Source organism: Variovorax sp. V93 (assembly GCF_041154485.1).
Taxonomy (GTDB): Bacteria; Pseudomonadota; Gammaproteobacteria; order Burkholderiales; family Burkholderiaceae_C; genus Variovorax; species Variovorax beijingensis_A.
Window position 1 is genome coordinate 4,650,632 of record NZ_AP028669.1, and the last position, 24,157, is coordinate 4,674,788.

Consider the following 24,157-nt stretch of genomic DNA (forward strand, 5'->3'; position numbering starts at 1 on the left):
GCGCCCCTGCCCGAGGGGCAGAGACTCAGTGCCGGAAGTGGCGCACGCCCGAGAGCACCATGACCACGCCGCGCTCGTCGGCAGCGTCGATCACTTCCTGGTCGCGCATCGAACCGCCCGGCTGGATGACGCTGCTCGCGCCGGCATCGACCACCACGTCGAGCCCGTCGCGGAACGGGAAAAAGGCGTCGCTTGCCACCGCCGTGCCCTTGAGCGACAGGCCCGCGTGCTCGGCCTTGATGCTCGCGATGCGCGCGGAGTCGAGGCGGCTCATCTGGCCGGCGCCCACGCCCATGGTCATGCCGTCGGCGCAGAACACGATCGCGTTGCTCTTGACGTACTTCGCGACCTTCCAGGCGAACAGCAGGTCTTGCAGCTGCTGCGGCGTGGGCTGCTTCTTGCTGACCACCTTGAGGTCGGCCAGCGCCAGTTCGTGGTTGTCGGCGGTCTGGATCAAGAGGCCCGAGCCGACGCGCTTGACGTCCATCGCGTTGCGGCCGTTGTCCCAGTCGGTGCTGCCGCCCTTGGGCAGTGCGATCTCGAGCACGCGCACGTTGAGCTTGGCCTTGGTCGCCTGGAACACTTCGAGCGCCTCGGGCGTGTAGCCCGGCGCCATCAGCACTTCGACGAACTGCTTGGCAATGGCCTGCGCAGTCTCGCCATCGACCGGGCGGTTGAAGGCGATGATGCCGCCGAAGGCCGAGGTCGGGTCGGTCTTGAAGGCCTTGCCGTAAGCCTCGGCCGCGTCCTTGCCCACGGCCACGCCGCAGGGGTTGGCGTGCTTGACGATCACGCAGGCGGGCACGTCGAAGCTCTTCACGCATTCCCATGCGGCATCCGCATCGGCGATGTTGTTGTAGCTGAGCTCCTTGCCCTGCAATTGCTTCGCCGACACGAGCGAACCGGGCGCCGGATGCAGGTCGCGGTAGAACGCGGCCTGCTGGTGCGGGTTCTCGCCGTAGCGCAGGTCCTGCACCTTCACGAAGCGGCCGTTGCTCTGCGCCGGGAACAGCGAGCGCGTGGGCGAGGGCTGGCCGATGCTGGCGTCGAAGTCGATGGCCGAGAGGTAGTCACTGATGGCGCCGTCGTAGTCGGCGATGCGGTTGAACGCGGCCACCGAGAACGCGAACCTGGTCTTGTCGCTGAGCTTGCCGCCGGCCTGCAGTTCAGCCAGCGCCACGGGGTACTGCGAGGCGTCGGTCAGCACGCCGACGTCCTTCCAGTTCTTGGCCGCGCTGCGCACCATGGCCGGGCCGCCGATGTCGATGTTCTCGATCGCGTCTTCCAGCGTGCAGCCGGCCTTGGCCACCGTGGCTTCGAAGGGATAGAGATTGACCACCAGCAGGTCGATGGTGTCGATGCCGTGTTCCTTGATGGCCGCGACGTGCGCGGGCAGGTCGCGCCGCGCGAGCAGGCCGCCGTGGATCTTGGGATGTAGCGTCTTCACGCGGCCGTCGAGCATTTCGGGAAAGCCGGTGTGGTCGGCCACTTCGGTCACGGGCAGGCCGGCATCGGCCAGCAGCTTGGCGGTGCCGCCGGTGGACAGCAGCTTGATGCCCAGCGCATGCAGCGCCTGCGCGAATTCGAGGATGCCGGTTTTGTCGGAGACGGAGATGAGTGCGGTCTGGGCCATGGAATATGCCGTGGAGTTATTTATTTCAGGAGTTTGTGTTCAACCAGCTTCTTGCGAAGCGTGTTGCGATTCAGGCCCAACCATTGCGCGGCCTTCGACTGGTTGCCCTCGGCGCGCGTCATCACGACGTCGAGCAGGGGCTTCTCGACCACACGCACGAGCATCTCGTACATGCCGTCGGGTTCGGTGCCGCGCAGATCACGAAAGTAGCTGTCCAGACTGGTGCGCACGCAGTCCTCGATGTGTTTCTTGCTCATGTTTTTTCTTCTCTTCCTCTCAATCGGCGGCGCAGGCCGCCTCCTCTTCACCGGACAGCTCTTCGGCCGCCTGGTGCACGGGCATGCGGTCCATGCGGTCCGCCAACCCGTCGAAATAATCGCCGACCGCGCGCAGCTGCGCAGCGGAGTCTTCGATGGTGTTCATCCGCGCGCGGAAGGCTTCGCCGTCCGGCAGCGTGCGCACATACCAGCCGATGTGCTTGCGCGCGGTTCGCACGCCGCTGAATTCGCCGTAGAGCGCGTAGTGCTCCACCAGGTGGTCGAGCAGCAGGCGGCGCACTTCGGCGACCAGCGGCGGTGCAAGGTGCGTGCCCGTGGCCAGGAAATGGGAGATCTCGCGGAAGATCCAGGGCCGCCCCTGCGCGGCGCGGCCGATCATCACCGCATCGGCGCCGGTGGCCGCGAGCACCTCGCGCGCCTTCTCGGGCGAGCGGATGTCGCCGTTGGCCACCACCGGCACGCGCACTGCGGCCTTCACGGCGGCAATGGTGTCGTACTCGGCGCTGCCCTTGTAGCCTTGCTCGCGGGTACGCCCGTGCACGGTGAGCATCTGCACGCCGGCCGATTCGAAATCGCGCGCGAGCTTCACCGCGTTGCGGTGCTCTTCGCTCCAGCCGGTGCGCATCTTGAGCGTGACCGGCACGTTGTGGGGCGCTGCCGCATCGACCACGGCCTGCACGATTTCAAGCGCCAGCGGCTCGTCGCGCATCAGCGCCGAACCGGCCCACTTGTTGCAGACCTTCTTGGCCGGGCAGCCCATGTTGATGTCGATGATCTGCGCGCCGCGCTCGATGTTGTAGACCGCAGCCTCGGCCATCATGGCCGCATCGGTGCCGGCAATCTGCACCGCGATGGGACCGGGTTCGCCGTCGTGGTTGGCGCGGCGCGAGGTCTTGAGCGTGTTCCAGAGTTCCTTGCGCGAGGTGACCATCTCGCTGACCGCGTAGCCCGCGCCGAGTTCGCGGCACAGCATGCGGAACGGCCGGTCCGTCACGCCGGCCATGGGCGCAACGAACAGGCGGTTTTCCAGCGTGTGGGTGCCGATCTGCAAGGTCATGAAGTGGAAAGCGTCGCGAGAGCGGCTGCTGAAAAATGAGGCACGATTGTAGCCACGCGCGATTCCATGCGCTGAAACGATTTGCGCGCGCGGTACACCGCAAGCACCGGTTGCATCCGGCGTTTTCTCCGACCTGCCGCAGAAGGTTCGCTGCCTATACTGCGTCGACTCATTTCACCTTATGCAAGCCTGGCTCGACGCACTCCTGGCGCTCCTTGCGCTTCCGCAATACGGACTCTCCACGCTGTTCATCGCGGCCTTCGTCTCGGCCACGCTGCTGCCGGTGGGCTCGGAGCCCATTCTTTTCGGCTTGCTCAAGCTCAACCCCGACATGTTCTGGCCGGCGATCCTGGTCGCGACGGTGGGCAACACACTGGGCGGCGCGGTCGACTGGTGGATGGGCTACGGCGCGCACAAGGTGGCCGACAAATATTCGCACTCGAAACACCATGTGCGGGTCTTGGGCTGGCTGGAGCGGCTCGGGCCCAAGGCCTGCCTGCTGAGCTGGCTGCCGCTGGTGGGCGATCCGCTGTGCGCGGTGGCGGGCTGGCTCAAGCTGCCGTTCTGGCCATGCCTGGGCTACATGGCCATCGGGAAGTTCCTGCGCTATGTCTGCATGACGGTCGCGCTGCTCTACGTGTTCCCGTCGTGAAGCAAACGCTTCAGCTCAGGAGGCCGTAGGGGCCGCCGCGTTCGAGCGCGCGCTGGTAGGCGGGCCGCGCGTGGATGCGCTCCAGGTACGCCATCAGCCTGGGCCGCTTCGCATCGAGGCCGCCGCGCGCCTGCGCGGCTTCGACCGGGAAACTCATCTGGATGTCGGCACCCGTGAATTCGCTGCCGGCAAACCACTCGCTCTTGCCGAGCTCGGCTTCCATGAAATCCAGGTGGCTTTCAATATTGGGCGTGACGATGGCCGCCTTGGCCTTGCCGGAGATCATCTTCGCGATCGGCTTCGCGAAGAAGGGCATCCTGCCGTTCTCGATCCTGTCGAACACCAGCTTGAGCAGCAGCGGCGACATCGCCGAGCCTTCCGCGAAATGCAGCCAGTAGCGATAGCGCACCGCCTCCGGCGTGCCCGCCGCGGGCGCCAAGCGGCCGCTGCCATGGCGCTCGATCAGCGTTTCGATGACCGCACCCGACTCCGCCAGCACCAGCCCGTCGTCCGTGGTCACCACCGGCGACTTGCCCAGCGGATGCACGGCCCGCAGCGAAGCGGGCGCCAACATGGTCTGCGGGTCGCGCTGGTAGTGGACGATCTCGTAGGGCAGGCCAAGTTCTTCGAGCAGCCAGAGCACGCGCTGCGAGCGTGAGTTGTTGAGGTGATGGACGGTGAGCATATGCCGTGGGCTTTACGAGCTGAACAGGAAGTTCATCACGTCGCCGTCCTTGACCACGTATTCCTTGCCTTCCGAACGCATCTTGCCCGCGTCCTTCGCGCCCTGCTCGCCCTTGTAGGCGATGTAGTCCTCGAACGAAATGGTCTGGGCGCGGATGTAGCCCTTTTCGAAGTCGCCGTGGATCACGCCGGCGGCCTGGGGGCCGGTGTCGCCGATGTGGATGGTCCAGGCGCGCACTTCCTTCACGCCGGCGGTGAAGTAGGTCTGCAGGCCCAGCAGCTTGTAGGCCGCGCGGATCAGGCGATTGAGGCCCGGCTCCTCCTGGCCGATTTCGGCGAGGAACATCTTCTTGTCCTCCTCGTCCATCTCGGCGAGTTCGGCTTCGATCTTGGCGCAGATGGCCACCACGGGCGCGCCCTGCTTCGCCGCATATTCGCGCAGGCGGTCGAGGTAGGGGTTGTTCTCGAAGCCGTCTTCCGCCACGTTGCCGACGAACATCGCGGGCTTGGCGGTGATCAGCGTGAACGACTTGACCAGCGGCTGCTCCTCCTTCGTGAACTCGAGCGCGCGCACCGGCGTGTTCTCGTTCAGCGCGGCCTGGCAGCGTTCGAGCAGGCCGACCAGCTTCTGCGCATCCTTGTCGCCGGAGCGCGCCACCTTGGTGTGGCGATGCAGCGCCTTCTCGACGGTGGCGAGGTCGGCCAGGCAGAGTTCGGTCTGGATCACCTCGATGTCGGAGATCGGATCGACCTTGCCGGCCACGTGGATCACGTTCTCGTCGTCGAAGCAGCGCACCACGTTCACGGTGGCGTCGGTTTCGCGGATGTGCGCGAGGAACTTGTTGCCCAGGCCCTCGCCCGTGCTGGCGCCGGCCACCAGGCCGGCAATGTCGACGAACTCGACGATCGCGGGCACCACGCGCTCGGGCTTGACGATTTCGCTCAGTTGCGCGAGCCGCGGATCGGGCACTTCCACCACGCCCACGTTGGGCTCGATGGTGCAGAACGGATAGTTTTCCGCCGCGATGCCGGCCTTGGTCAACGCATTGAAAAGGGTGGATTTACCGACGTTGGGCAGGCCGACGATGCCGCATTGCAAACTCATGGGGGTCCTCTTGGGTAACCGGGGATTTTAGGCTGTCCAGGTTTTCCCTCGGCCGTGCGTACTTCAGGCCGCTTCGCTCGCCCTGGAAGGTGCTCAGAAAAATCAGGGTTAAACCGGATTAGCAAACGTTTGCGCAAACGTTTTCGTTGGTTAACATCGGTGCCCCGGCCACAGACCGGCGAACCGCTCAACCACCTCAGGAGACATCACCCATGAAGTTCACCCGCCGCACGCTGCAAAGCGCAGCCGCCCTGGCGCTGCTGGGCGCCTTCGCCGCCTCGCCCGCCCTGGCCCAGGACAAGCCCAAGGTCGCGCTGGTCATGAAGTCGCTGGCCAATGAATTCTTCCGCACCATGGAAGACGGCGCCAAGGCGCACCAGAAGGCACATGCCTCGGAATACACGCTGGTGGCCAACGGCATCAAGGACGAGACCGACACGGCCGCCCAGATCAAGATGGTCGAGCAGATGATGGCGCAGAAGATCAATGCGCTGGTCATCGCGCCGGCCGATTCGAAGGCGCTGGTGCCGGTGGTCAAGGCGGCCATCGACCGCGGCATCCTGGTGGTCAACATCGACAACCAGTTCGACGCCGCCGCGCTCAAGGAAAAGGGCATCCAGGTGCCCTTCGTGGGCCCCGACAACCGCGCCGGCGCCAAGCTGGTGGGCGACGAGCTTGCCAAGAGCCTGAAGGCCGGCGAGAAGGTCGGCATCATCGAAGGCGTGTCGACCACCTTCAATGCGCAGCAGCGCACCCTCGGCTACCAGGACGCCATGAAGGCCGCCGGCGCCACGGTGGTGGGCGTGCAGTCGGGCCAGTGGGAGATCGACAAGGGCAACACGGTGGCCGCCGGCATGATGCGCGAGCACCCCGACCTGAAGGCGCTGCTCGCGGGCAACGACAGCATGGCGCTGGGCGCGGTCGCTGCCGTCAAGGCCGCGGGCAAGACCGGCAAGGTGCTGGTGGTGGGCTACGACAACATCGGCGCCATCAAGCCGATGCTGAAGGACGGCCGCGTGCTTGCCACCGCCGACCAGTTCGCGGCCAAGCAGGCGGTGTTCGGCATCGAGACCGCGCTCAAGGCGCTGGCCGAGAAGAAGCCGCAATCGGCCATGCCGGCCGAAGTGAAGACCGACGTGGTGCTGGTCACCAAGTCCTCCGCGAAGTAAGCCCAGAAGAAAAAGAGCCGACGTTGAACGCAACCGCCGCCGCCATGAACATCGGCCTTGCCGTGCCCGTGCTCTCGCTGAGCGCGCTCGGCAAGGACTATGCGGCGCCGGTGCTCGACGACGTCTCGCTGGTGCTGAACGCCGGCGAGGTGCTCGCGCTCACGGGCGAGAACGGCGCCGGCAAGAGCACGCTCTCGAAGATCGTCTGCGGCCTGGTGCAGCCCACGCGCGGGCAGATGCTGCTGGGCGGCGCGGCGTTCCAGCCCGCCTCGCGCCGCGACGCCGAGCGCCTGGGCGTGCGCATGGTCATGCAGGAGCTGGGGCTGGTCACCACGCTGTCGGTGGCCGAGAACCTGCTGCTCGACCGGCTGCCCAACCAGACCGGCTGGATCCGCCGCGGCAAGCTGCACGAGATGGCCGCGCGCCAGCTCGCGAAGATCGGCATGGAACATATCGACCCGGCCACGCCCGTGGCGCGGCTGGGCATCGGCCAGCAGCAGATGGTCGAGATTGCGCGCAACCTGCAGGACGACACGCGCGTGCTGGTGCTCGACGAGCCCACCGCCATGCTCACGCCGCGCGAGACCTCGCACCTGTTCGAGCAGATCGAATTGCTGAAGGCGCGCGGCGTGGCCATCGTCTACGTGTCGCACCGGCTCGAAGAGCTGCAGCGCATTGCCGACCGCGTGGCGGTGCTGCGCGACGGCCGGCTGGTGGACGTGCGCGCGATGGCCGGCGTGCGCGAAGCCGAGCTGGTGCAGCGCATGGTGGGCCGCGCGGTGCACGAGCACGAAGGCCGCGACCGCCGCGTGGCCGGGCCGGTGCTGTTGAGCGCGCGCGGCATCGGCCGGGCCGAGGCCGTGAAGGACGTCGACATCGACCTGCACGCGGGCGAAGTCATGGGCCTGGCGGGCCTGGTCGGCTCGGGCCGGACCGAACTCGTGCGCCTGCTGTTCGGCGCCGACCGCGCCGACCGCGGCGAAATTCTTCTCTACGACGGCATCGCCGCCACGCAGCCGGTGCTGCGCGTGCGCAAGGGCTGGCGCTCGCCGATGCAGGCCATCCGCGCCGGCATCGGCCTGGTGACCGAGGACCGCAAGTCGCAGGGACTGCTGCTTCCGCAGCCGATCCGCGTCAACGCCACGCTGAGCGACCTGGGCGCCATCTCGCACGCCGGCTGGCTGCAGCGCGCCAAGGAGCGCGGCATTGCCAGGAGGCTGGTGGAGCTGCTGCGCATCCGCTCGCGCAGCATCGAGCAGCCGGTGGCCACCCTGAGCGGCGGCAACCAGCAGAAGGTGGTGTTCGCGCGCTGGCTGCACCGCGAATGCAAGGTGCTGCTGCTCGACGAGCCCACGCGCGGCGTGGACGTCGGCGCGCGTGCCGACCTGTACGCCGAGCTCGACCGCATGACCGACGCCGGCAAGGCGCTCCTGATGGTGTCGAGCGACCTGCGCGAACTCATGGCCATGTGCGACCGCATCGGCGTAATGAGCGCCGGCCGGCTGGTCGCGGTGTTCGAGCGCGGCCAGTGGAGCGAGCAATCGCTGCTGGCCGCCGCCTTCAGCGATGCGGCAGGCCGCGCCGCCACCGCAGCAACCCCCACGGCGGGCTCCGCCATTTCCGATTCGAATCCGGGCCAACCGGCCACCGCCGACACACCATGACCGCAGCCGCCGCCACCTCCGCTCCGCCCTCCGCCCTGAAGGGCCAGCTGGGCACCTACGTGGGCCTGACCGTCGTGCTCGTGGGCATGGTCGCGCTCTTTGGCACGCTGAGCGAATATTTCCTCACACGCGAAACCTTCATCTCCATTGCCAACGAGATTCCCGCGCTCGCGGTGATGGCGGTCGGCATGACCTTCGTGCTGATCATCGCGGGCATCGACCTGTCGGTGGGCTCGGTGCTCGCGCTGAGCGCGGCGGTCACGGCCGCCGCCATCCTCCAGTGGAAACTCTCGGTGCCGGTGGCCGCGGCGCTGGGCCTGGCCACCGGCCTGGTGTGCGGCAGCGTGACGGGCGCGGTGTCGGTCGCATGGCGGCTGCCGAGCTTCATCGTCTCGCTCGGCATGCTGGAGGCGGTGCGCGGCGGCGCCTACCTGGTGACCGATTCGCGCACCCAGTACGTGGGCGATGCCATCTCGGGCCTGGCCGCGCCGTGGCTCGGCGGCATCTCCGCGGCCTTCGTGCTCGCGGTGGTGCTGGTGGCCGCCGGCCAGCTGGTGCTCACGCGCACGGTGTTCGGCCGGCACGTGGTGGGCATCGGCACCAACGAAGAAGCGATGCGGCTCGCGGGCATCGATCCGCGGCCGATCCGCATCATCGTGTTCGCGGCCACCGGCCTGCTGGCCGGGCTCGCGGGCCTGATGCAGTCGGCCCGCCTCGAAGCGGCCGACCCCAACGCCGGCGTCGGCATCGAGCTGCAGGTGATTGCGGCCGTGGTGATCGGCGGCACCAGTCTCATGGGCGGGCGCGGCTCGGTGGTCAACACCTTCTTCGGCGTGCTGATCATCGCGGTGCTCGAGGCCGGACTCGCGCAGGTGGGCGCCAGCGAGCCGAGCAAACGCATCATCACCGGCGCGGTCATCGTGGTTGCGGTGATCATCGACACCCTGCGCCAGCGCCGGGCCGATCGCCGCCTGGCCTGACGCTGCAACAAAAGGGGAAGCCACCATGGCCACCATCAAGGACGTCGCGCTGCGCGCGGGAGTTTCGGTCACCACCGTCTCGCACGTGGTCAACGACACGCGCCATGTGAGCGCCAAGGGCCGCGAGCGCGTGGAACAGGCCATCCGCGAGCTGGGCTACGTGCCCAATGCGATGGCGCGCAGCCTCAAGAGCAACACCACCTCGACGCTCGGCATGCTGATTCCGAACAGCTCGAACCCCTACTTTGCCGAGATCGTGCGCATCGTCGAAGACCGCTGCTTCGGCGCCGGCTACACGCTGGTGCTGTGCAACACCGACGACGAGCCGCGCCGCCAGAGCGTCTACCTGCAGGTGCTGGCCGAGCGCCGCATCGACGGGCTGATCGTGGTGTCGACCGGCGCCGGCGACGACGACTCGCTCGTCACGCAGCTGCACGGCCTGCGCATTCCCACGGTGCTGGTCGACCGCGAGATTGCCGACCCGGCCTGCGACCTGGTGGAAACAGCCCACATGCAGGGCGGCCTGCTTGCGGTGCGGCACCTGCTGTCGCTCGGCCACAAGCGCATTGCCTGCATCGGCGGGCCGGTGGGCGTGATGCCGAGCGAGCAGCGCATCGAGGGCTGGCGCATGGCGCTGGCCGAGAACGGCACCGCGCCGAATGCCGACGCCCTGCTGTGGCGCGGCGGCTTCACAAGCCAGGGCGGCTACGAGGCGATGCACGCCATCTTGCGCACCGAAGAGGCGCCCTCGGCCGTCTTCGTCTGCAACGACCTGATGGCCATCGGCGCCCTGCGCGCCGCGCATGAAAGCGGCGTGCACGTGCCCGACGAGCTCTCGATCGTGGGCTTCGACGACATCGAACTCTCGGCCTACACCAGCCCGCCGCTCACCACCGTGGCGCAGCCCAAGGAGCGCATCGGCGCGCTGGCTGTCGACATGCTGCTGGAGCGCGTGGGCGGCAAGCGGCGCGATGCGCGCAAGGTGGTGCTGCAGCCCGAGCTGCGCGTGCGCGCCTCGACCGCGCGGCATGCGAGCTTCCGCGAGGCCGCTGCACCGTCTTCTTCTTCCTCGTCCTCTTCCGCCCCCGCGTCCGAAGCGGCAGCCGCGCCAAGCCGAAAGTCCCGCACCCCGTGAGTTCGAAGCCTTCTTCCTCTTCCAGCGCCGCCCAGCCGCCGCGCATCGTGGTGCTCGGCAGCCTGAACATGGACATCGTGCTGCGCGTGCCGCATGCACCGGCCGCGGGCGAAACCCTGCTGGGCCATTCGATCGCCCACATCCCGGGCGGCAAGGGCGCCAACCAGGCCGTGAGCTGCGCGCGCGAAGGCGCCCGGGTGGCCATGATCGGCTGCGTGGGCGCCGACGCGCACGGCCAGGCGCTGCGCGGCGCGCTCATGTGCGACGGCATCGACACCGCCGCGCTGCGCACGAGCAGCAGCGAGCCCACGGGCACCGCGCTGATCCTGGTGGAAGACGGCGGCCAGAACCGCATCGTGATGATCCCCGGCGCCAACGCGCAGGCCGAGATCGACGCGGCGGCGCTGCGGCAGCAGCTGCAGGGCGCGGCCTTCCTGGTGACGCAGTTCGAGATACCGATGGACCAGGTCGCGCGCGCCATTTCGGTGGCGCACGAGGCCGGCTGCAGGGTGCTGCTCAACCCGTCGCCGGTGCAGCCGATCGCCGAGCCGCTGTGGCCGCGCATCGACACGCTGGTCGTCAACGAGATCGAGGCCGAGGCGCTGTGCGGCCAGGCCGCCGACAGCCCGCAGGAAGCCGCATTGGCCGGCCAGGCCTTGCGCGCCAAGGGCGTCGCGCGCGTGGTCGTCACGCTGGGCGCGCGCGGCGCCGTGGCCATCGATGCCGATGGCGCGCGCCACCATCCCGCGCCCAGGGTGCAGGCGGTCGACACCACGGCCGCCGGCGACACCTTCCTGGGCGCATTGGCCGTGGCACTGGGCGAGGGCCAGTCCTTCGACGAAGCCGTGCGCCTGGGCATCCGCGCCGCCGCGCTGTGCATCCAGCGGCCCGGCGCCCAGCCTTCCATTCCGCAGCGCGACGCCGTGCTGCAAAGCCCCATGCCTCCCGACTGGACCGCGCTGTGAAACGTACCGCCCTGCTGCATGCCGAACTCTCGCAAGTGATTGCCGCGCTCGGCCATGGCGACATGCTGGTGATCGGCGATGCCGGCCTGCCGATTCCCGACGGCCCCCGGCGCATCGACCTGGCGCTCACGCCGGGGATTCCGCGGGTCGCGGACGTGCTCAAGGTCGTGCTTTCGGAGATGCAGGTGGAGCGCGCGCTGATCGCGCGCGAAGCCATCGGGCAGCTGCCGGCGGGACAGCTGCCGGCATGGTGCGAAGGCCAGCTGGCCGCCCTGCCGGAGACGGTGTCGCACGAGGAACTCAAGCGCCTGAGCGCACGCGCCAGGGCGGTGATCCGCACGGGCGAATGCACGCCCTACGCCAACATCGTCCTGTACGCCGGCGTGACCTTCTAGAGCCGGCCAGGGCCTAGTCGAAGCGGTAGTTCGCGCCTACCGGCTGCCCCACCTTGAGCATGTGCTCCACGCCCTGCAGCACGATGCAGTTCATGCCGAAGGTGATGCGTCCGTCGACACGTGGATCGGCGCGGTAGGTGCGCAGCATGTCGCCGACCTCGGGGCTGCTCGTGGCGGTGGCCGGATCGATGTCGGGAATCGGGCAGCGGGTGCAGGGCTTGACGGGCTTGAGCTCGGCCTCGCCCTCGCCGGTGGTGATGTGCAGCGCGTCGACCCGGTCCTCGTCATGCGACTCGATGCCGGCCAGCACGATGTTCGGCCGGAAGCGCTCGATGCCGACCGCGTCGTGGCCCGCAGCGGCCAGGCGCTCGTTGAGTTCGGCCAGCGACCCCTCGCTGGCCACCAGCAGCGGAAAGCCGTCGGCGAACTGGTTCGTCGCCTCGACCCCGCCGGTCCACTGCAGGCTCGACAGGCGCTTGTGCTCGGGGTCGAAGCGCACCAGGCGCAGCGCCTGCGGCCGGCCCGGTTCGGAGAGAAAGTCGCTGAACCACTGGGCGGCGATGTCACCCATGTCGTAGGCGGCCACCTCGTCTTTCCAGACGCGCACGCGCACCGGCTTCTCGACCCGGTCGAATGCGAGATGCAGGGCCAGCATGCCCGGCGCGCGCAGCACCACTTCCATGTGCTTCATCTGCGGACGGATCAGCGCCATGCGCGGCAATTGCCGCTGGGTCACGAATTCGCCCTGGGCGTCGACCACCATCCAGGCGCGGTCGAATTCCAGGCCGGTTTCGGTCAGCAACGCCTCGGGAAGTTCGACCCCCGCGCACGATTTCACGGGGTAGACGAACAGGCGCGCAATGGTGGCTTCAATGTCGAAGGCGGGCTGTGGCACGTGGGGTTCCTTGGATTCCTTGGAATTGGGCCGCGATTGTCCCGCATCGGCCCGCCAGGGCGCAGCCCGGGATTGGGCTTGTTCTTACAATGGCCGGATGGCCCTCCCTCCTGAAGTTTGCATTCGCGGCGCCGGCATCGTGGGCCGCACGCTGGCCCTGCTGCTCGCACGCGAGCGCGTGCGCGTCGCGCTGGTGGTTCCGCCCGCCGCGGCCGGCAAGCAGGACATCCGGGCCTATGCGCTCAACACCGCCTCCCGCACCCTGCTCGAATCGCTGCGCGCCTGGCCGGACGCCGCGCATGCCACGCCGGTGCGCGAAATGCTCGTGCACGGCGACGAAGGCGGGCGCGTGCAGTTCAGCGCCGTGCGGCAGAAGGTCGATGCGCTGGCCTGGATCGTCGACGTGCCGGCGCTCGAACAGCAGCTGGCCGATGCGGTGCGCTTCCAGCCCCAGGTGGAGGTCGTGGCCGCACCCGTGCCCGCGCCGCTTACCGTGGTGTGCGAAGGCAAGGCCAGCGCCACGCGCGACGCGCTTGGCGTGAGCTATGCCGTCACGCGCTATCCGCAGCATGCGATTGCGGCGCGGCTCGAAGCGGCGCAGCCGCACGACGGCGTGGCGCGCCAGTGGTTCAACGACACGGGCGAGGTGCTGGCGCTGCTGCCGATGGGCGGCGTGCAGGGCCGTTCGCTGGCGCTGGTGTGGTCGGTCGACCAGCTCCGCGCGCCCGCGCTGCTGGCGCAAGGCGACGAGGAATTCAACGCCGCGGTGAGCGAAGCCAGCCATGGCGCGCTCGGCCCGCTTCGGCTCACGAGCGAGCGCGCCGCCTGGCCGCTCGCGCGCGCCATTGCCGATCGCTGGACCGGCACCATGCCGCAGGCGCAGGGTACGGCTGCGCAGTCGTGGGCATTGGCCGGCGATGCGGCCCATACGGTGCATCCGCTCGCAGGCCAGGGCCTCAACCTGGGCCTGGCCGATGCGGCCATGCTGGCCGACGTGATCCGCCAGCGCGAGTACTGGCGCAGCGTGGGCGATCCGCGCCTGCTGCGCCGCTACGAGCGCGCGCGCCGCGCCGACGTGCTGCAGATGAGCCTGGCCACCGACGGCCTGCAGCAGCTGTTCTCGCACAGCGTGGGGCCCCTGCCCGCGCTGCGCAACTGGGGCATGCGCGGCTTCGACCGCACGCGCCTCCTCAAGCACTGGATCGCCAACCAGGCGATGGGCTTGAAGGCATGAATCCATCGACCGGACTTCCAATGAAACTCGCACGCAACCTTCTTCTCGCCGCCTGCACGCTGGCTGCGGCCGCCACGGCCCTGGCCGGTGAGGCCGAGATCCGCAAGAACCTTCCGGCACGCATTCCGCAGTTCCCCGCCATCGACGAAGTCACCAAGTCGCCGCTGCCGGGCCTCTACGAAGTGCGCGTGAACGGCTTCCAGATCTACTACACCGACGAGCAGGGCAACTACCTGCTGCAGGGCAACCTGATCGACGTGAATGCGCGCAAGAACCTGACCGAGGAGCGCATCGAGAAGCTCAGCCAGGTGTCGTTCGACAAGCTGCCCGTGAAAGACGCCATCAAGATCGTGCGCGGCAGCGGCAAGCGCAAGCTCGCGGTGTTCGAAGACCCGAACTGCGGCTACTGCAAGCGCTTCGAGAAAGACATGAAGACCGTCGACAACGTCACCGTCTACCTGTTCCTTTACCCGGTGCTCGGCCCCGATTCGGCCGTCAAGTCGCGCGACATCTGGTGCAGCAAGGACAAGGGCAAGGCCTGGGGCGACTGGATGGAAACCAGCGTCAAGCCCGCCACCGCGGCAACCAGCTGCGACGTCACGGCGCTGCAGCGCAACGTCGAGTTCGGCCGCAAGTACAACATCACCGGCACGCCCACGCTGATCTTCAGCGACGGCACCCGCGCGCCGGGCGCCATTCCCGCGGACCAGGTCGAGAAGCAACTCGCCGCCTCCATCAACTGATGGCCGCGCCAACCGTTTCCCGGCGCGCGCGAGCGGCTGCGCCGGCCGCCGCAGTGCACTACCGCATCGAGTGCGCCGACCTCCATGCGCACCTGTTCGCCGTCACCCTGACCATCGAGGCCCCCGCCGCGCAGCAGCGCGTGGCGCTGCCGGTGTGGATTCCAGGCAGCTACCTGGTGCGCGAGTTCGCCAAGAACCTGCAGGGCCTGCGCGCCACGCAAGGACGCCGCAAGCCCGCGCTGACGCAGCTCGACAAGTGCAGCTGGCAGGTCGACTGCGTGCCGGGCCAGCCGCTGGTGCTGCACTACCAGGTCTGCGCCTACGACAACTCGGTGCGCACCGCCTGGCTCGATGCCGGCCGCGGCTTCTTCAACGGCACCAGCCTGTGCCTGCGCGTCGAGGGCCAGGCCGATGCGCCGCATGTGCTGGAAATCAGCGCGCCCGCTTTGCCGCCCGGGGACGATGCGCGCTGGTCGTGCGCCACCGCGCTCGTGCCCGCGAAGATCGACAAGCACGGCTTCGGCCGCTATCTGGCCGCCGGCTACGACGAGCTGGCCGACAGCCCGGTCGAGATGGGCCCCTTCTGGAGCGCCGAGTTCGAGGCCTGCGGCGTGCCGCACCGCTTCGTCATCGCCGGTGCCGCCGCCTCGTTCGACGGCGAACGCCTGATCGCCGACACGCAGGCCATCTGCGAAGCCGAGATCCGCTTCTGGCACGGCGACAAGGCCGGCAAGCGCGGCGGCCCCAAGCCGCCGATCGACCGCTACGTGTTCATGCTCAATGCCGTGGACGACGGCTACGGCGGGCTCGAGCACCGGCACTCCACCGCCCTGATCTGCAACCGGCGCGACCTGCCGCAGCGCGGCGCGAAGAAGCAGCCCGAGGGCTACACCACGCTGATGGGCCTCATCAGCCACGAGTACTTCCACACCTGGAACGTCAAGCGCATGCGGCCGGCCGAATTCGCGCACTACGACTACGGCCGCGAGAACTACACGCAGATGCTGTGGTTCTTCGAGGGCTTCACCAGCTACTACGACGACCTGCTGCTGCGCCGCGCCGGCCGCATCGACGACGCCGGCTACCTGCGACTGCTCAACAAGACCGTGAACCAGGTGCTGCAGACGCCGGGCCGGCTCGTGCAGTCGGTGGCCGAGGCGAGCTTCGACGCCTGGGTCAAGTACTACCGGCAGGACGAGCAGACGCCCAACGGTACCGTCAGCTACTACACCAAGGGCGCGCTGGTGGCGCTGTGCTTCGACCTCACGCTGCGCCGCGAAGGCAAGGGCACGCTCGACGACGTGATGCGCCACCTGTGGACGCAAGGCGATGGCGGCCCGATCAGCGAAGTCGACGTGGCCGCGGCGCTCGAGGCCGTGGGCGGCCGCTCCTATGCGGCAGAAATCGCGCAGTGGATCCACTCGACCGACGAACTGCCGCTGGCCGAACTGCTGCGCTCGCACGGCGTGGCCGCGCTCGAAGACCCCTCGCAGCAGGCGCAGGCGCTGGGCCTGCGCGTGGCCGAGGCCAACGGCAGCGTCCAGGTCAAGGTGGTGCTGCGCGGCGGCGCCGCCGAAAAGGCCGGCTTCTCGGCCAACGACGAGTGGATCGGCATCGAACTGCCCGCCATCGGCCGCAAGGGCCAGCAGCGCCCCGCGCAGGCCTGGCGCATCGCCAAGCTCGACGACCTGGCGCTGTACCTCGGCGACGCCACGCGCTGCACCGCGCTGGTGGCGCGCGACCGCAAGCTGCTGAGGCTGCCGCTGGTGCCGCCGGAAGGCGCAACCACCTGGCGGCTGTTCTCGCACGACGCGGCAAAGATCGCGGCCTGGCTCGCGCCGGGCGCGCGGCGCTGAGAACCCGCTAGCGTTCGCTTTCCGCGGCAGCGGCGGCCGGCGGCTGCCGCACGAACTGGATCGGCTGCGGCTCGCCCACCAGCACGCAGGGCTTGCCGGTCCGCCGGCAATGGTCCTGCACGCGCCAGTAGGCGCCGTGGCTCACGCAGCCGGTCTGGCAGATGACAAGGTCGGCGGCGCGCAGCCCGGCTTCGAGTGCCAGCTCGTCGGCATCGTCGCCGCCGTCGTGGTGCAGGTAGCGGCCGCCGGCAATCTCCACCAGCTGCCGCGCGAGCGATGGCGCATCGTCCTCGCGGCCGACGCACAGCACCGCCTTTTCGCGCAGGTCGGCCGGGGCCGCGTCATGGGGCCGCGGCATGGCGCGGCGGCGGCTTGCCGCCGGTGCCAGCAGCGCATCGAGGCGCTTCGGCAGCGCACGGCCCGCGGCGGCGCGCGCCGCGAGTTCTTCGCGCACGATCGCAACGGCGGAATCGCGCGCCACCAGCGCGCCGCGCAGCCGCACGACCTGCGCCTCGAGTTGCGCGATGCGCGCGACCTGCTCGGCCATCACTTGCGAGCAGCGTTCCTGGACCCGGGCATAGGCCCGCAGCAGCACGGCATGTTCTTGCATCGGGAACTCCATGGCGGGCATTCTAGATGAGATCAATTCTCAACTGGGCCCCGAAGACGAAGTGGACTCGGCGGTGGCAAGCGGCTGTGCGCACCAACCGCCGCCAGCGCGCCTGCGCCGGATGCTGGGTATAGTGAAGCGCGTTTTTTCCTTCTCCCGGAGACACCATGAGCTACGAAAACATCGAAGTGCGGACCGAAGCAGGCAAGGTCGGCATCATCACCCTCAACCGGCCCAAGGCGCTCAACGCGCTCAACGACGCGCTCATGACCGAGCTGGGCACCGCGCTCAAGGCCTTCGACGCCGACGACGCCATCGGCTGCATCATCCTGACGGGCAGTGAACGCGCCTTTGCGGCCGGCGCCGACATCGCCGCCATGGCCAAGTACAGCTTCATCGACACCTACAAGGGCGACTACATCACGCGCAACTGGGAAACCATCCGCTCGATCCGCAAGCCCGTGATCGCGGCCGTGAGCGGCTTCGCGCTGGGCGGCGGCTGCGAGCTTGCGATGATGTGCGACTTCATCATTGCGGCCGACAACGCCAAGTTCGGCCAGCCCGAAATCAAGATCGGCGTGATCCCCGGCGCCGGCGGCACGCAGCGCCTGCCGCGCGCGGTGGGCAAGAGCAAGGCCATGGACATGGCGCTCACCGCCCGCATGATGGACGCCGCCGAAGCCGAACGCGCGGGTCTCGTGAGCCGCGTGGTGCCTTATGAAAAGCTGGCCGACGAGGCGCTCGGTGCCGCGCTGGTCATTGCGGGCTATTCGCAGATCGCGGTGATGGCGGCCAAGGAGTCGGTCAACCGCGCCTTCGAGAGCGGCCTCTCCGACGGCGTGATGTTCGAGCGCCGGCTGTTCCATGCGCTGTTTGCCACGGCCGACCAGAAGGAAGGCATGGACGCCTTCCTCGCCAAGCGCCAGCCGGACTTCAAGAACGCCTGAGCGACAGCGCGCGGGGCCGCGCCCCTCGCCGCCCCCCGCACTACTGGCGCGCGAGCAGCGCCCTCAATTCGGCCAGCGCCGGCGCCGGCGGCGTGCCGACCGAGGCGCCAGCTCCCGCCCCCTGCGGCGTCCAGCGCACCTGGTCGCCCGCGATCTCGAGTACCGCGAGCAAGGTGCCGCCGCGGTAGAGCTCCAGCCGCGCCTCGACCGGCGTGGCCAGCTCGGCGCCCGGCGCGGTGGTGGCCGAACGGGCCAGCGTGTTGACCAGCGCGGCCAGCCCCTCGGTGTCGCCGCGCGCGTGGCGCACGCCCTGCCCGGCGCGTGTCGCGTTCAGCGAGGTCCATTGGTCGAGCGCCGAGAACGCAGCGGCGCCCTCCGCCGGGCTCGCCGCGGCCTTGCCAGCCACCACAGCCGCGCGCGGCGCGGGGGCCGAGCGCAACATGCTGGAGGCCTCGGCACTGGGGCTGCGCTGCGGCGCCGACAGGGCTGGAGAGGAAGCAGCAACGTCGCCGCTGACCGCCTCGCGGGTGACGGGCGGCGCTGCGGGAGCCATGGCGGCAGGAGGCGGCGGCGGTGCCATCGCTGCTGCCGGCGAAGCCGGTGCGGGAGGCGGCGCTGGCAGGGGCGGCGGCTCTGGCGCGGCCGGGCGGGTCTGGGGCTCGGGCGCCGGTGCAGCAGCCTCCTTCTTGCCGGAGGGCGGCGCCGATCGGCGCACTGCGATATCCCTGCTTCGCATTGACTCTTCGCCCACCGCGTCTCGCGCCGCTTCGGGCTGCGCCGGAGCCGGCGCTGGTACCGCAGCTGGTGCCGGTGCCGGTGCTTGAGCTGGCGCTGGCGCCTGAGCCGCGGTTGGGCCCGGAACTGCAGCCGCAGACGGCGCCGCCTCCGGAGCGGTCGCAGGCGCCGAGGCAACGCCCGCCTCTCCATCCAGCCGCGCATCGGGCACCGGTTCGCGGTGCCAGAGCACGGTCACGAAGGTGGCCAGCAGCACGGTCGCAAAGGCCGCGTTCCACGGCATGCGGGCATGCGACCCTCCGCCACCGCCGAACAGCCGGCGCCACCAAGGCGCGGCACCCTTGTCTTCGGCCGCCGGCGCCGCCGCGGGAATGGGCGCGAGGTTGTGCGCCATCTTCCGGATCGCGTCGCGGGTGCGCGGATCGGGCAATGCATCGCTGTCGGGCGCGTGGTCGAGCGCGCGGCGCAGTGCGGGATCGCGCAGCGCCGCGTCCTCGGCGCCATCTTCAAAGCCGGGGGTGCCGTTGCCGCCGCCGGTGTTCATGCGCGCTGCTCCAGCACCGACAGGTAGCGTTCCATGCAGGCGCGCAGTTTCTGCAGCCCATAGCGCAAGCGGCTTCGCACGGTTTCGAAGCCGATCTGCAGGCTGGCCGCGAGCGCTTCGACGGTCAATCCGTCTTCATGGTGCAACAGGAACGCGGCGCGCTGCTCGGGCGGCAATTCGTCCAGACAGGCCAGCAGGCGCCGGCCGGCGGCGCGCCAGAACGCGAGTTCTTCGGCAGACGGATGCGCCGCGGCATCCATCGCGCCGCGCACGCCGCGGTCGAGCGCGGGAAGGGCAGCGTCGTCGCCATCGTCCGGATGCGCATCGAGCGCCACTTCGCGCCCGCTCACGCGCAGCCGGTCCATCGCCAGGTTGTGCGCGATCGTGAAGGCCCAGGTGCGCCAGGCGGCGCCCTGCGGCGAGAAGCTGTCGCGCGCCGAGATGATGCGCACCCAGGTGTCCTGGAACACCTCGTCTGCCTGCGCGGCCAGCCGGGTGCCCAGCAGCCGCTTGACGAAGCGGAACAGCCCGCCCTCGTGGCGCGCATAGAGCACGTCGAACGCCGCGCCATCGCCGCGCGCGTAGGCCAGCATCAACTGGTCGTCGGGCATGGCGTCGCGCTCGGAGGCGGCTTTGGCGGAAGGGGCGCGGGGCAGCGCAGACATCGGCGGATTTTCACCCGGGGTTGTACGGGCGGCGGCCGGCTTCGGGGTCGGCCATCGCAAAAAAGACACCGAGTGCTTCGCGCCGGGCTTGATTCGGGACCCGCAGCCTGCGCTATAATCTTGGGCTCGGCACAAAACTGTGCCGAACGGCTCTTTAGCTCAGTCGGTTAGAGCGATGGAATCATAATCCACAGGTCCGCGGTTCGAGTCCGTGAAGAGCCACCAACACTGCTTCCGCGATCGCTCGCTGAAGCTTAAAAGCCCCAAGTAAATCAACTACTTGGGGCTTTTTTCATTGCGCTTGCTCCCGCATCAGTCCGGGTGCTTCCGAGGCATTGCGCAGTCACTGCACCATCTCCTTTGACGGTGGATGGACCTCTGGCAGCACAATGTGAGCGGGCGGTCGTGCCCGCCACCCCGTCAACTCGCAACCATCTTTTCAGGACTGAGGTCGATGATCTACGAACTGCGCGTCTATACCGCAATGCCTGGCCGCCTACCCGACGTTCTTGCCAGATTTCGCGACCACACCGTGGGCATCTGGAATCGGCTGGGAATTCGTCAGCTCGGATATTGGACGACTGCCGTCGGACCTGACAGCAACGCGCTGACCTACATGCTTGTCTGGGAGAGCCTGGCCGATCGTGAGGCCAAGTGGGGCAAGTTCGTCGTCGATCCCGAATGGGTCGAGGTCAGAAAGGCGAGCGAGGCAGCCGGACCGATCGTTGCAAAGATGGACAACTCGTTCTTGGCGCCAACCTCTTTCTCGCCTGCGAAGTAGTCTCTTCCGCGGTGGACGGAAGCGGCGCGCAGTGCTTTCCGACAGGTCCTTGAGGGGCTCCCATGAAATCGCGTCCTCTCGCCCAAGCGTGATGTATGTCACGAATTCGGCTCGATTTTTCGAGACATCCGTTCCAGGCGCCCCGCGTTTTTCCACCGCTCCACCCCCTGCCCATTCCGCAGGCAACCTAGTGCCAACCCCCGTCAATGCTGGCTCCGCCGACCCTGGTCCTCAGACAACCCACAGAGTTGTGCACAGAAAAAAGGAACAAGTCATCAATTTGACTTGAGCGGCCGCTTCATCCCGCTTTGCGAAAAGTCAGGTTGATGCGCCGGCTGCCCAGCAGCGCGTGCGGCCGGTCTTCCAGCGGCAGCACGCCGTGGTAGCGCAGCCGGTCGGGCCCGCCCCACACCGCCACGTCGCCGTGCACCAGCGGAATGCGCGCGGCCTTGTCGCTGCGGGCGAGTCCGCCGAAGAGGAAGGTGGCCGGCATGCCGAGCGATACCGAGACGATGGGCGCGCCGTAGTCGCGCTCGTCCTTGTCCTGGTGCAGCGACAGGCGCGTGCCGGGCTCATAGCGGTTCACCAGGCAGGCGTCGGGCTCGAAGCCCCCAAACCCGGCCTCGGCGGCCGAGGCCTGGGCCAGGCGCGCAAAGGCGGCCGGCATCGCGGGCCAGGGCAGGCCTGTTTCGGGATCGTGTTCGCCATAGCGGTAGCCGCGCCGGTCCGAGATCCAGCCGAGCCGGCCGCAGTTGGTCATGGCGACCGACATCGTGAAGCCGCCGGGGGTTACCAGGTGGCGGAAGGCGGCGCGATGCTCGACCTCGTGCAGGCCCGACAGCAGTTCGTCGACACAAGGCAGCGCGAATCCGCGCAGGACGAACGCACCGGGCCCGATCGACTGCTTGCCGGGCGGCGATGCGGCATCTTCGAGGGCATCGGAGAAAAGATCGAAGGTCACGGCAGCACGATTTTCTCGCGCGGCGGGCGGCCTGCCGCGGCCGCGGCCACCAATCGCCCCAGGGTCTGCATCGCCTTTTCGCTCTGCGCGTCCCAGGCATGCCCGTAGTTCAGCCGCAGGCAGTGCGCGAAGCCGCGCGTGGCCGAAAAAATGGGCCCGGGCGCCACGCTGATGCCGCGCTCCAGCGCCTGCGCGTGGATGGCAAGCGCATCGACCTGCGCCGGCAGCTCGACCCACATGAAGTAGCCACCCAGCGGCCGCGTGGCACGCGTGCCCTCGGGAAAGTAGTGGCCCACTGCCTGCGCGAAGCTCGCCTGCTGCAGGGCCAGGACCTGGCGCAGCTTGCGCAGGTGCTTGTCGAGCCCGCCTTTTTCCAGGTAGCTTGCGAGTGCGAGCTGCGCGGGCACCGAGGTGCTGAGCGTGGTCGTCAGCTTCAGCCGCGCCACATTGCGCGCAAAGCGCCCGGCCGATGCCCACCCGATGCGGTAGCCCGGTGCCAGGCATTTCGAGAAAGACGAGCAATGCAGCACGAGCCCCTGCGTGTCGAAGGCCTTGGCCGGCGGCGGGCGCCGGTCGCCGAAGTAGAGCTCGGCGTACACGTCGTCCTCGATCAGCGGCAGCGCATGCCGTGCGAGCAGTTCGACCAGCGCCTTCTTCTTGGCGTCGGGCATCAGGCTGCCGAGCGGGTTCTGGAAGGTGGTCATGAGCCAGCAGGCCTTGGGCCGGTGCGCCGCAATGGCAAGCTCCAGCGCAGCCAGGTCGATGCCTTCGCCCGGATGCGTCGGCACCTCGATCGCGCGCAGGCCCATGCGCTCCAGCGCCTGCAGGGCCGCATAGAAGGTGGGCGATTCGACGATCACCGAATCGCCCGGGCGCGTGACCGCCGCAAGACACAGGTTGAGCGCCTCCAGCGCGCCGTTGGTGACGACGATCTCGTCGGCCGCCACCTGCATGCCGTCGCCCAGGTAGCGCAGCGCGATCTGCCGGCGCAGGGCCGCGCTGCCGGGCGTGAGGTCGTCCACGGTGCTCCAGGGATCGAGCGACTTGGCGCCCGCGGCCATGAACTGGCCCAGCCGCGCCAGCGGAAACAAGAGCGGGCTCGGAAACGCCGAGCCGAAGGGAACCACCTTGCGCGACATGCTGGCCTCGAGGATGTCGAACACGTGGTCGCTCACGTCGAGCGACCTGGGGCCCTCGGCCGGGCGCGACGTGAGGTTGGCCTCGGGCGGCGCATCGCGCAGCCCGCCGCCGGTGACGTAGTAGCCCGAGCGGTCCCGCGCGCGCACCAGGCCGCGCGCCTCCAGCAGGTAGTACGCCTGGAACACGGTGGAGGCGCTCACGCCGCGGCTCTCGCCGGTATGCCGCACCGAGGGCAGCCGGTCGCCGGTCTTGAGCGTGCCGCGGCGGATCGACGCCTCGATGTCGGCGGCAAGGGCTTCGTAGCGCTTCATGGCGGGGCGGTCTTCATTCGGTGGTGGGACTTTATCTGCTCCGGTGATTTGGTTCGGAACTGCATCTGTTTTTTTGGCTGCGCTTGCGGCACAGTCGGTGCATGTCCAATCTCATGCGCGCGGTACGCGCGGTTCTCTGGAGTTTCATCGGGCTGGGCGGCCGCCGCGCGGATGCCGACCGGCGCACCGCACAGGTGGGGCTCTTGCCGCTGATCGGCGTTGCGCTGGTCACGGTGCTGCTGCTCATTGCGGGAGTGCTGGCGCTGGCGCGCTTCGCGGCCGGCACATGAAGAAGAACAGCGCAGCCCGCCGCATCGCCGCCATTGCATCGCTGCTGCTCGGCCACGGCATCTTCGCCATGGCGGCCACGCCTGCCGCACCGGCCGCCTCTTCCACGAGCGGCATCGAACAGCGCGTGGCGGCCTGCATCGCCTGCCACGGGCGCGAAGGCGCGACCACCAACGCCGGCTACTTTCCGCGCCTCTCGGGCAAGCCTGCGGGCTACCTGTTCAACCAGCTGCGGAGCTTTCGCGACGGCCGGCGCTTCAACGCCGACATGAGCTACATGGTGCAGCACCTCTCCGATGCCTACCTGATGGAAATGGCCGAATACTTCGCGGGCCTGGACCTGCCCTATCCGCCCGTCTCGCCCGTGAGCGACGCGCCACCCGCGCAGTTGGCGCGCGGCCGCCAGCTGGCGCTCGAAGGCGATGCGGCGCGGCAAATTCCGGCCTGCGTGCAATGCCACGGCGCCGCGCTCACCGGCGTGCAGCCGGCCATTCCGGGGCTGCTGGGGCTGCCCCGCCTCTACGTGTCCTCGCAGCTCGGCGCCTGGCTTACCAGCGAGCGGCATGCGCTGGCGCCCGACTGCATGGCCGAGATCGGCCGCCGCATGACCACCACGGACATCAATGCGGTGGCCAGCTGGCTCGCGGTGCAGCCGATGCCGGCCGATCCGAAGCCCGCTGCCTCGCTGCCCGCTGCACTGCCGATGCGCTGCGGCGGCATGCCGAAGTGA

25 protein-coding genes and 1 tRNA gene are annotated in these 24,157 nt (G+C 68.8%); 15 read left to right on the forward strand and 11 right to left on the reverse strand.

Annotation, left to right across the window (positions count from 1 at the left end):
- Positions 1–25: 25 nt before the first annotated feature.
- Genes purH through dusB form a run of 3 tightly spaced genes read right to left on the reverse strand, consistent with a single transcriptional unit; the run spans position 26 to position 2,968 of the window.
- A complete protein-coding gene (gene purH, locus ACAM54_RS22080; protein WP_025569406.1) occupies positions 26–1,633 on the reverse strand; it encodes a bifunctional phosphoribosylaminoimidazolecarboxamide formyltransferase/IMP cyclohydrolase in 1,608 nt (535 codons plus the stop codon).
- Between the two features lie 20 nt (positions 1,634–1,653).
- Positions 1,654–1,890 carry a Fis family transcriptional regulator gene (locus tag ACAM54_RS22085; RefSeq protein ID WP_007838304.1) on the reverse strand — a complete coding sequence of 79 codons (237 nt, stop codon included), beginning with the start codon at positions 1,888–1,890 and terminating at the stop codon, positions 1,654–1,656.
- Positions 1,891–1,909: 19 nt separating this feature from the next.
- Entirely contained in the window at positions 1,910–2,968 is a 1,059-nt protein-coding gene (gene dusB, locus ACAM54_RS22090) for a tRNA dihydrouridine synthase DusB (RefSeq protein WP_025569407.1), read from the reverse strand.
- 181 nt (positions 2,969–3,149) lie between these two features.
- Here dusB and ACAM54_RS22095 point away from each other — a divergent pair, with 181 nt between their 5' ends.
- Positions 3,150–3,620, forward strand: coding sequence for a YqaA family protein (locus ACAM54_RS22095; RefSeq protein ID WP_015867395.1), 471 nt, complete (start codon positions 3,150–3,152; stop codon positions 3,618–3,620).
- A 10-nt stretch (positions 3,621–3,630) separates the two neighbouring features.
- On the opposite strand, the gene ACAM54_RS22100 is transcribed toward ACAM54_RS22095, so the two are convergent.
- Entirely contained in the window at positions 3,631–4,305 is a 675-nt protein-coding gene (locus ACAM54_RS22100; protein ID WP_209536592.1) for a glutathione S-transferase, read from the reverse strand.
- Between the two features lie 12 nt (positions 4,306–4,317).
- Complete coding sequence (ychF, locus tag ACAM54_RS22105) at positions 4,318–5,409, reverse strand: redox-regulated ATPase YchF (protein WP_209536591.1); 1,092 nt, start codon at positions 5,407–5,409, stop codon at positions 4,318–4,320.
- Positions 5,410–5,621: 212 nt separating this feature from the next.
- Between ychF and ACAM54_RS22110 the strand changes: the two genes are divergently transcribed.
- The 6 genes from ACAM54_RS22110 to rbsD are packed head-to-tail and all read left to right on the forward strand — an operon-like array spanning position 5,622 to position 11,717.
- Entirely contained in the window at positions 5,622–6,578 is a 957-nt protein-coding gene (locus ACAM54_RS22110; RefSeq protein ID WP_369648927.1) for a sugar ABC transporter substrate-binding protein, read from the forward strand.
- 44 nt (positions 6,579–6,622) lie between these two features.
- Positions 6,623–8,242, forward strand: coding sequence for a sugar ABC transporter ATP-binding protein (locus ACAM54_RS22115; protein WP_369651008.1), 1,620 nt, complete (start codon positions 6,623–6,625; stop codon positions 8,240–8,242).
- Positions 8,239–9,222, forward strand: a complete 984-nt coding sequence (locus tag ACAM54_RS22120) for an ABC transporter permease (RefSeq protein WP_145740073.1) — start codon at positions 8,239–8,241, stop codon at positions 9,220–9,222. The genes ACAM54_RS22115 and ACAM54_RS22120 overlap by 4 nt, the downstream gene beginning before the upstream one ends.
- Before the next feature lie 25 nt (positions 9,223–9,247).
- Positions 9,248–10,357, forward strand: a complete 1,110-nt coding sequence (locus ACAM54_RS22125) for a LacI family DNA-binding transcriptional regulator (RefSeq protein WP_369648928.1) — start codon at positions 9,248–9,250, stop codon at positions 10,355–10,357.
- A complete protein-coding gene (gene rbsK, locus ACAM54_RS22130; protein ID WP_369648929.1) occupies positions 10,354–11,322 on the forward strand; it encodes a ribokinase in 969 nt (322 codons plus the stop codon). Before ACAM54_RS22125 ends, rbsK begins: the two co-directional genes overlap by 4 nt.
- Entirely contained in the window at positions 11,319–11,717 is a 399-nt protein-coding gene (rbsD, locus tag ACAM54_RS22135) for a D-ribose pyranase (RefSeq protein ID WP_145740067.1), read from the forward strand. Before rbsK ends, rbsD begins: the two co-directional genes overlap by 4 nt.
- Before the next feature lie 13 nt (positions 11,718–11,730).
- Here rbsD and ACAM54_RS22140 read toward each other — a convergent pair whose 3' ends face one another.
- Entirely contained in the window at positions 11,731–12,612 is an 882-nt protein-coding gene (locus ACAM54_RS22140) for an MOSC domain-containing protein (RefSeq protein WP_369648930.1), read from the reverse strand.
- 97 nt (positions 12,613–12,709) lie between these two features.
- On the opposite strand from ACAM54_RS22140, the gene ACAM54_RS22145 reads away from it, so the two are divergent.
- Genes ACAM54_RS22145 through ACAM54_RS22155 form a run of 3 tightly spaced genes read left to right on the forward strand, consistent with a single transcriptional unit; the run spans position 12,710 to position 16,445 of the window.
- The gene (locus ACAM54_RS22145) at positions 12,710–13,846 is read left to right on the forward strand and encodes an FAD-dependent monooxygenase (RefSeq protein ID WP_145740063.1); all 1,137 of its coding nucleotides are present in this window, start codon (positions 12,710–12,712) and stop codon (positions 13,844–13,846) included.
- Positions 13,847–13,866: 20 nt separating this feature from the next.
- The gene (locus ACAM54_RS22150; protein WP_145740061.1) at positions 13,867–14,589 is read left to right on the forward strand and encodes a DsbC family protein; all 723 of its coding nucleotides are present in this window, start codon (positions 13,867–13,869) and stop codon (positions 14,587–14,589) included.
- Positions 14,589–16,445, forward strand: a complete 1,857-nt coding sequence (locus tag ACAM54_RS22155; protein WP_369648931.1) for a M61 family metallopeptidase — start codon at positions 14,589–14,591, stop codon at positions 16,443–16,445. The genes ACAM54_RS22150 and ACAM54_RS22155 overlap by 1 nt, the downstream gene beginning before the upstream one ends.
- 7 nt (positions 16,446–16,452) lie before the next feature.
- Here ACAM54_RS22155 and ACAM54_RS22160 read toward each other — a convergent pair whose 3' ends face one another.
- Positions 16,453–17,055: a DUF2325 domain-containing protein gene (locus ACAM54_RS22160; protein ID WP_369648932.1), complete on the reverse strand. Its 603-nt coding sequence runs from the start codon at positions 17,053–17,055 to the stop codon at positions 16,453–16,455.
- Between the two features lie 167 nt (positions 17,056–17,222).
- On the opposite strand from ACAM54_RS22160, the gene ACAM54_RS22165 reads away from it, so the two are divergent.
- Entirely contained in the window at positions 17,223–18,002 is a 780-nt protein-coding gene (locus ACAM54_RS22165) for an enoyl-CoA hydratase (RefSeq protein WP_145740055.1), read from the forward strand.
- A gap of 40 nt (positions 18,003–18,042) precedes the next feature.
- On the opposite strand, the gene ACAM54_RS22170 is transcribed toward ACAM54_RS22165, so the two are convergent.
- Both ACAM54_RS22170 and ACAM54_RS22175 read right to left on the reverse strand, forming a co-directional pair.
- The gene (locus ACAM54_RS22170) at positions 18,043–19,281 is read right to left on the reverse strand and encodes a hypothetical protein (RefSeq protein WP_369648933.1); all 1,239 of its coding nucleotides are present in this window, start codon (positions 19,279–19,281) and stop codon (positions 18,043–18,045) included.
- Positions 19,278–19,946 (reverse strand): sigma-70 family RNA polymerase sigma factor, encoded by a 669-nt coding sequence (locus ACAM54_RS22175; RefSeq protein WP_369648934.1) that lies wholly within the window; start codon positions 19,944–19,946, stop codon positions 19,278–19,280. The genes ACAM54_RS22170 and ACAM54_RS22175 overlap by 4 nt, the downstream gene beginning before the upstream one ends.
- 148 nt (positions 19,947–20,094) lie before the next feature.
- Here ACAM54_RS22175 and ACAM54_RS22180 point away from each other — a divergent pair.
- Positions 20,095–20,171 (forward strand) — tRNA-Met (locus tag ACAM54_RS22180).
- A gap of 229 nt (positions 20,172–20,400) precedes the next feature.
- A complete protein-coding gene (locus ACAM54_RS22185) occupies positions 20,401–20,727 on the forward strand; it encodes an NIPSNAP family protein (protein ID WP_209500887.1) in 327 nt (108 codons plus the stop codon).
- A gap of 298 nt (positions 20,728–21,025) precedes the next feature.
- Here ACAM54_RS22185 and alkB read toward each other — a convergent pair whose 3' ends face one another.
- Together alkB and ACAM54_RS22195 are read right to left on the reverse strand one after the other, a co-directional pair.
- Positions 21,026–21,688 (reverse strand): DNA oxidative demethylase AlkB, encoded by a 663-nt coding sequence (alkB, locus tag ACAM54_RS22190; protein ID WP_369648935.1) that lies wholly within the window; start codon positions 21,686–21,688, stop codon positions 21,026–21,028.
- Positions 21,685–23,139, reverse strand: a complete 1,455-nt coding sequence (locus ACAM54_RS22195) for a PLP-dependent aminotransferase family protein (RefSeq protein WP_369648936.1) — start codon at positions 23,137–23,139, stop codon at positions 21,685–21,687. Before ACAM54_RS22195 ends, alkB begins: the two co-directional genes overlap by 4 nt.
- A gap of 101 nt (positions 23,140–23,240) precedes the next feature.
- On the opposite strand from ACAM54_RS22195, the gene ACAM54_RS22200 reads away from it, so the two are divergent.
- Together ACAM54_RS22200 and ACAM54_RS22205 are read left to right on the forward strand one after the other, a co-directional pair.
- On the forward strand, positions 23,241–23,429 hold the full coding sequence (locus ACAM54_RS22200) for a DUF2970 domain-containing protein (protein WP_369648937.1): 189 nt from the start codon (positions 23,241–23,243) through the stop codon (positions 23,427–23,429).
- On the forward strand, positions 23,426–24,157 hold the full coding sequence (locus tag ACAM54_RS22205) for a cytochrome c (RefSeq protein WP_369648938.1): 732 nt from the start codon (positions 23,426–23,428) through the stop codon (positions 24,155–24,157). The genes ACAM54_RS22200 and ACAM54_RS22205 overlap by 4 nt, the downstream gene beginning before the upstream one ends.

Coding starts and splice junctions, on each gene's coding strand:
- ACAM54_RS22115 (WP_369651008.1), top strand. CDS start 6,623: ATGAACATCGGCCTTGCCGTGCCCGTGCTCTCGCTGAGCGCGCTCGGC.
- ACAM54_RS22205 (WP_369648938.1), top strand. CDS start 23,426: ATGAAGAAGAACAGCGCAGCCCGCCGCATCGCCGCCATTGCATCGCTG.
- ACAM54_RS22145 (WP_145740063.1), top strand. CDS start 12,710: ATGGCCCTCCCTCCTGAAGTTTGCATTCGCGGCGCCGGCATCGTGGGC.
- purH (WP_025569406.1), bottom strand. CDS start 1,633: ATGGCCCAGACCGCACTCATCTCCGTCTCCGACAAAACCGGCATCCTC.
- ACAM54_RS22120 (WP_145740073.1), top strand. CDS start 8,239: ATGACCGCAGCCGCCGCCACCTCCGCTCCGCCCTCCGCCCTGAAGGGC.
- ACAM54_RS22160 (WP_369648932.1), bottom strand. CDS start 17,055: ATGCAAGAACATGCCGTGCTGCTGCGGGCCTATGCCCGGGTCCAGGAA.
- ACAM54_RS22110 (WP_369648927.1), top strand. CDS start 5,622: ATGAAGTTCACCCGCCGCACGCTGCAAAGCGCAGCCGCCCTGGCGCTG.
- ACAM54_RS22150 (WP_145740061.1), top strand. CDS start 13,867: ATGAAACTCGCACGCAACCTTCTTCTCGCCGCCTGCACGCTGGCTGCG.
- ACAM54_RS22085 (WP_007838304.1), bottom strand. CDS start 1,890: ATGAGCAAGAAACACATCGAGGACTGCGTGCGCACCAGTCTGGACAGC.
- ACAM54_RS22165 (WP_145740055.1), top strand. CDS start 17,223: ATGAGCTACGAAAACATCGAAGTGCGGACCGAAGCAGGCAAGGTCGGC.
- ychF (WP_209536591.1), bottom strand. CDS start 5,409: ATGAGTTTGCAATGCGGCATCGTCGGCCTGCCCAACGTCGGTAAATCC.
- ACAM54_RS22095 (WP_015867395.1), top strand. CDS start 3,150: ATGCAAGCCTGGCTCGACGCACTCCTGGCGCTCCTTGCGCTTCCGCAA.
- ACAM54_RS22170 (WP_369648933.1), bottom strand. CDS start 19,281: ATGAACACCGGCGGCGGCAACGGCACCCCCGGCTTTGAAGATGGCGCC.
- ACAM54_RS22200 (WP_369648937.1), top strand. CDS start 23,241: ATGTCCAATCTCATGCGCGCGGTACGCGCGGTTCTCTGGAGTTTCATC.
- dusB (WP_025569407.1), bottom strand. CDS start 2,968: ATGACCTTGCAGATCGGCACCCACACGCTGGAAAACCGCCTGTTCGTT.
- ACAM54_RS22125 (WP_369648928.1), top strand. CDS start 9,248: ATGGCCACCATCAAGGACGTCGCGCTGCGCGCGGGAGTTTCGGTCACC.
- ACAM54_RS22100 (WP_209536592.1), bottom strand. CDS start 4,305: ATGCTCACCGTCCATCACCTCAACAACTCACGCTCGCAGCGCGTGCTC.
- ACAM54_RS22185 (WP_209500887.1), top strand. CDS start 20,401: ATGATCTACGAACTGCGCGTCTATACCGCAATGCCTGGCCGCCTACCC.
- ACAM54_RS22155 (WP_369648931.1), top strand. CDS start 14,589: ATGGCCGCGCCAACCGTTTCCCGGCGCGCGCGAGCGGCTGCGCCGGCC.
- ACAM54_RS22195 (WP_369648936.1), bottom strand. CDS start 23,139: ATGAAGCGCTACGAAGCCCTTGCCGCCGACATCGAGGCGTCGATCCGC.
- ACAM54_RS22175 (WP_369648934.1), bottom strand. CDS start 19,946: ATGTCTGCGCTGCCCCGCGCCCCTTCCGCCAAAGCCGCCTCCGAGCGC.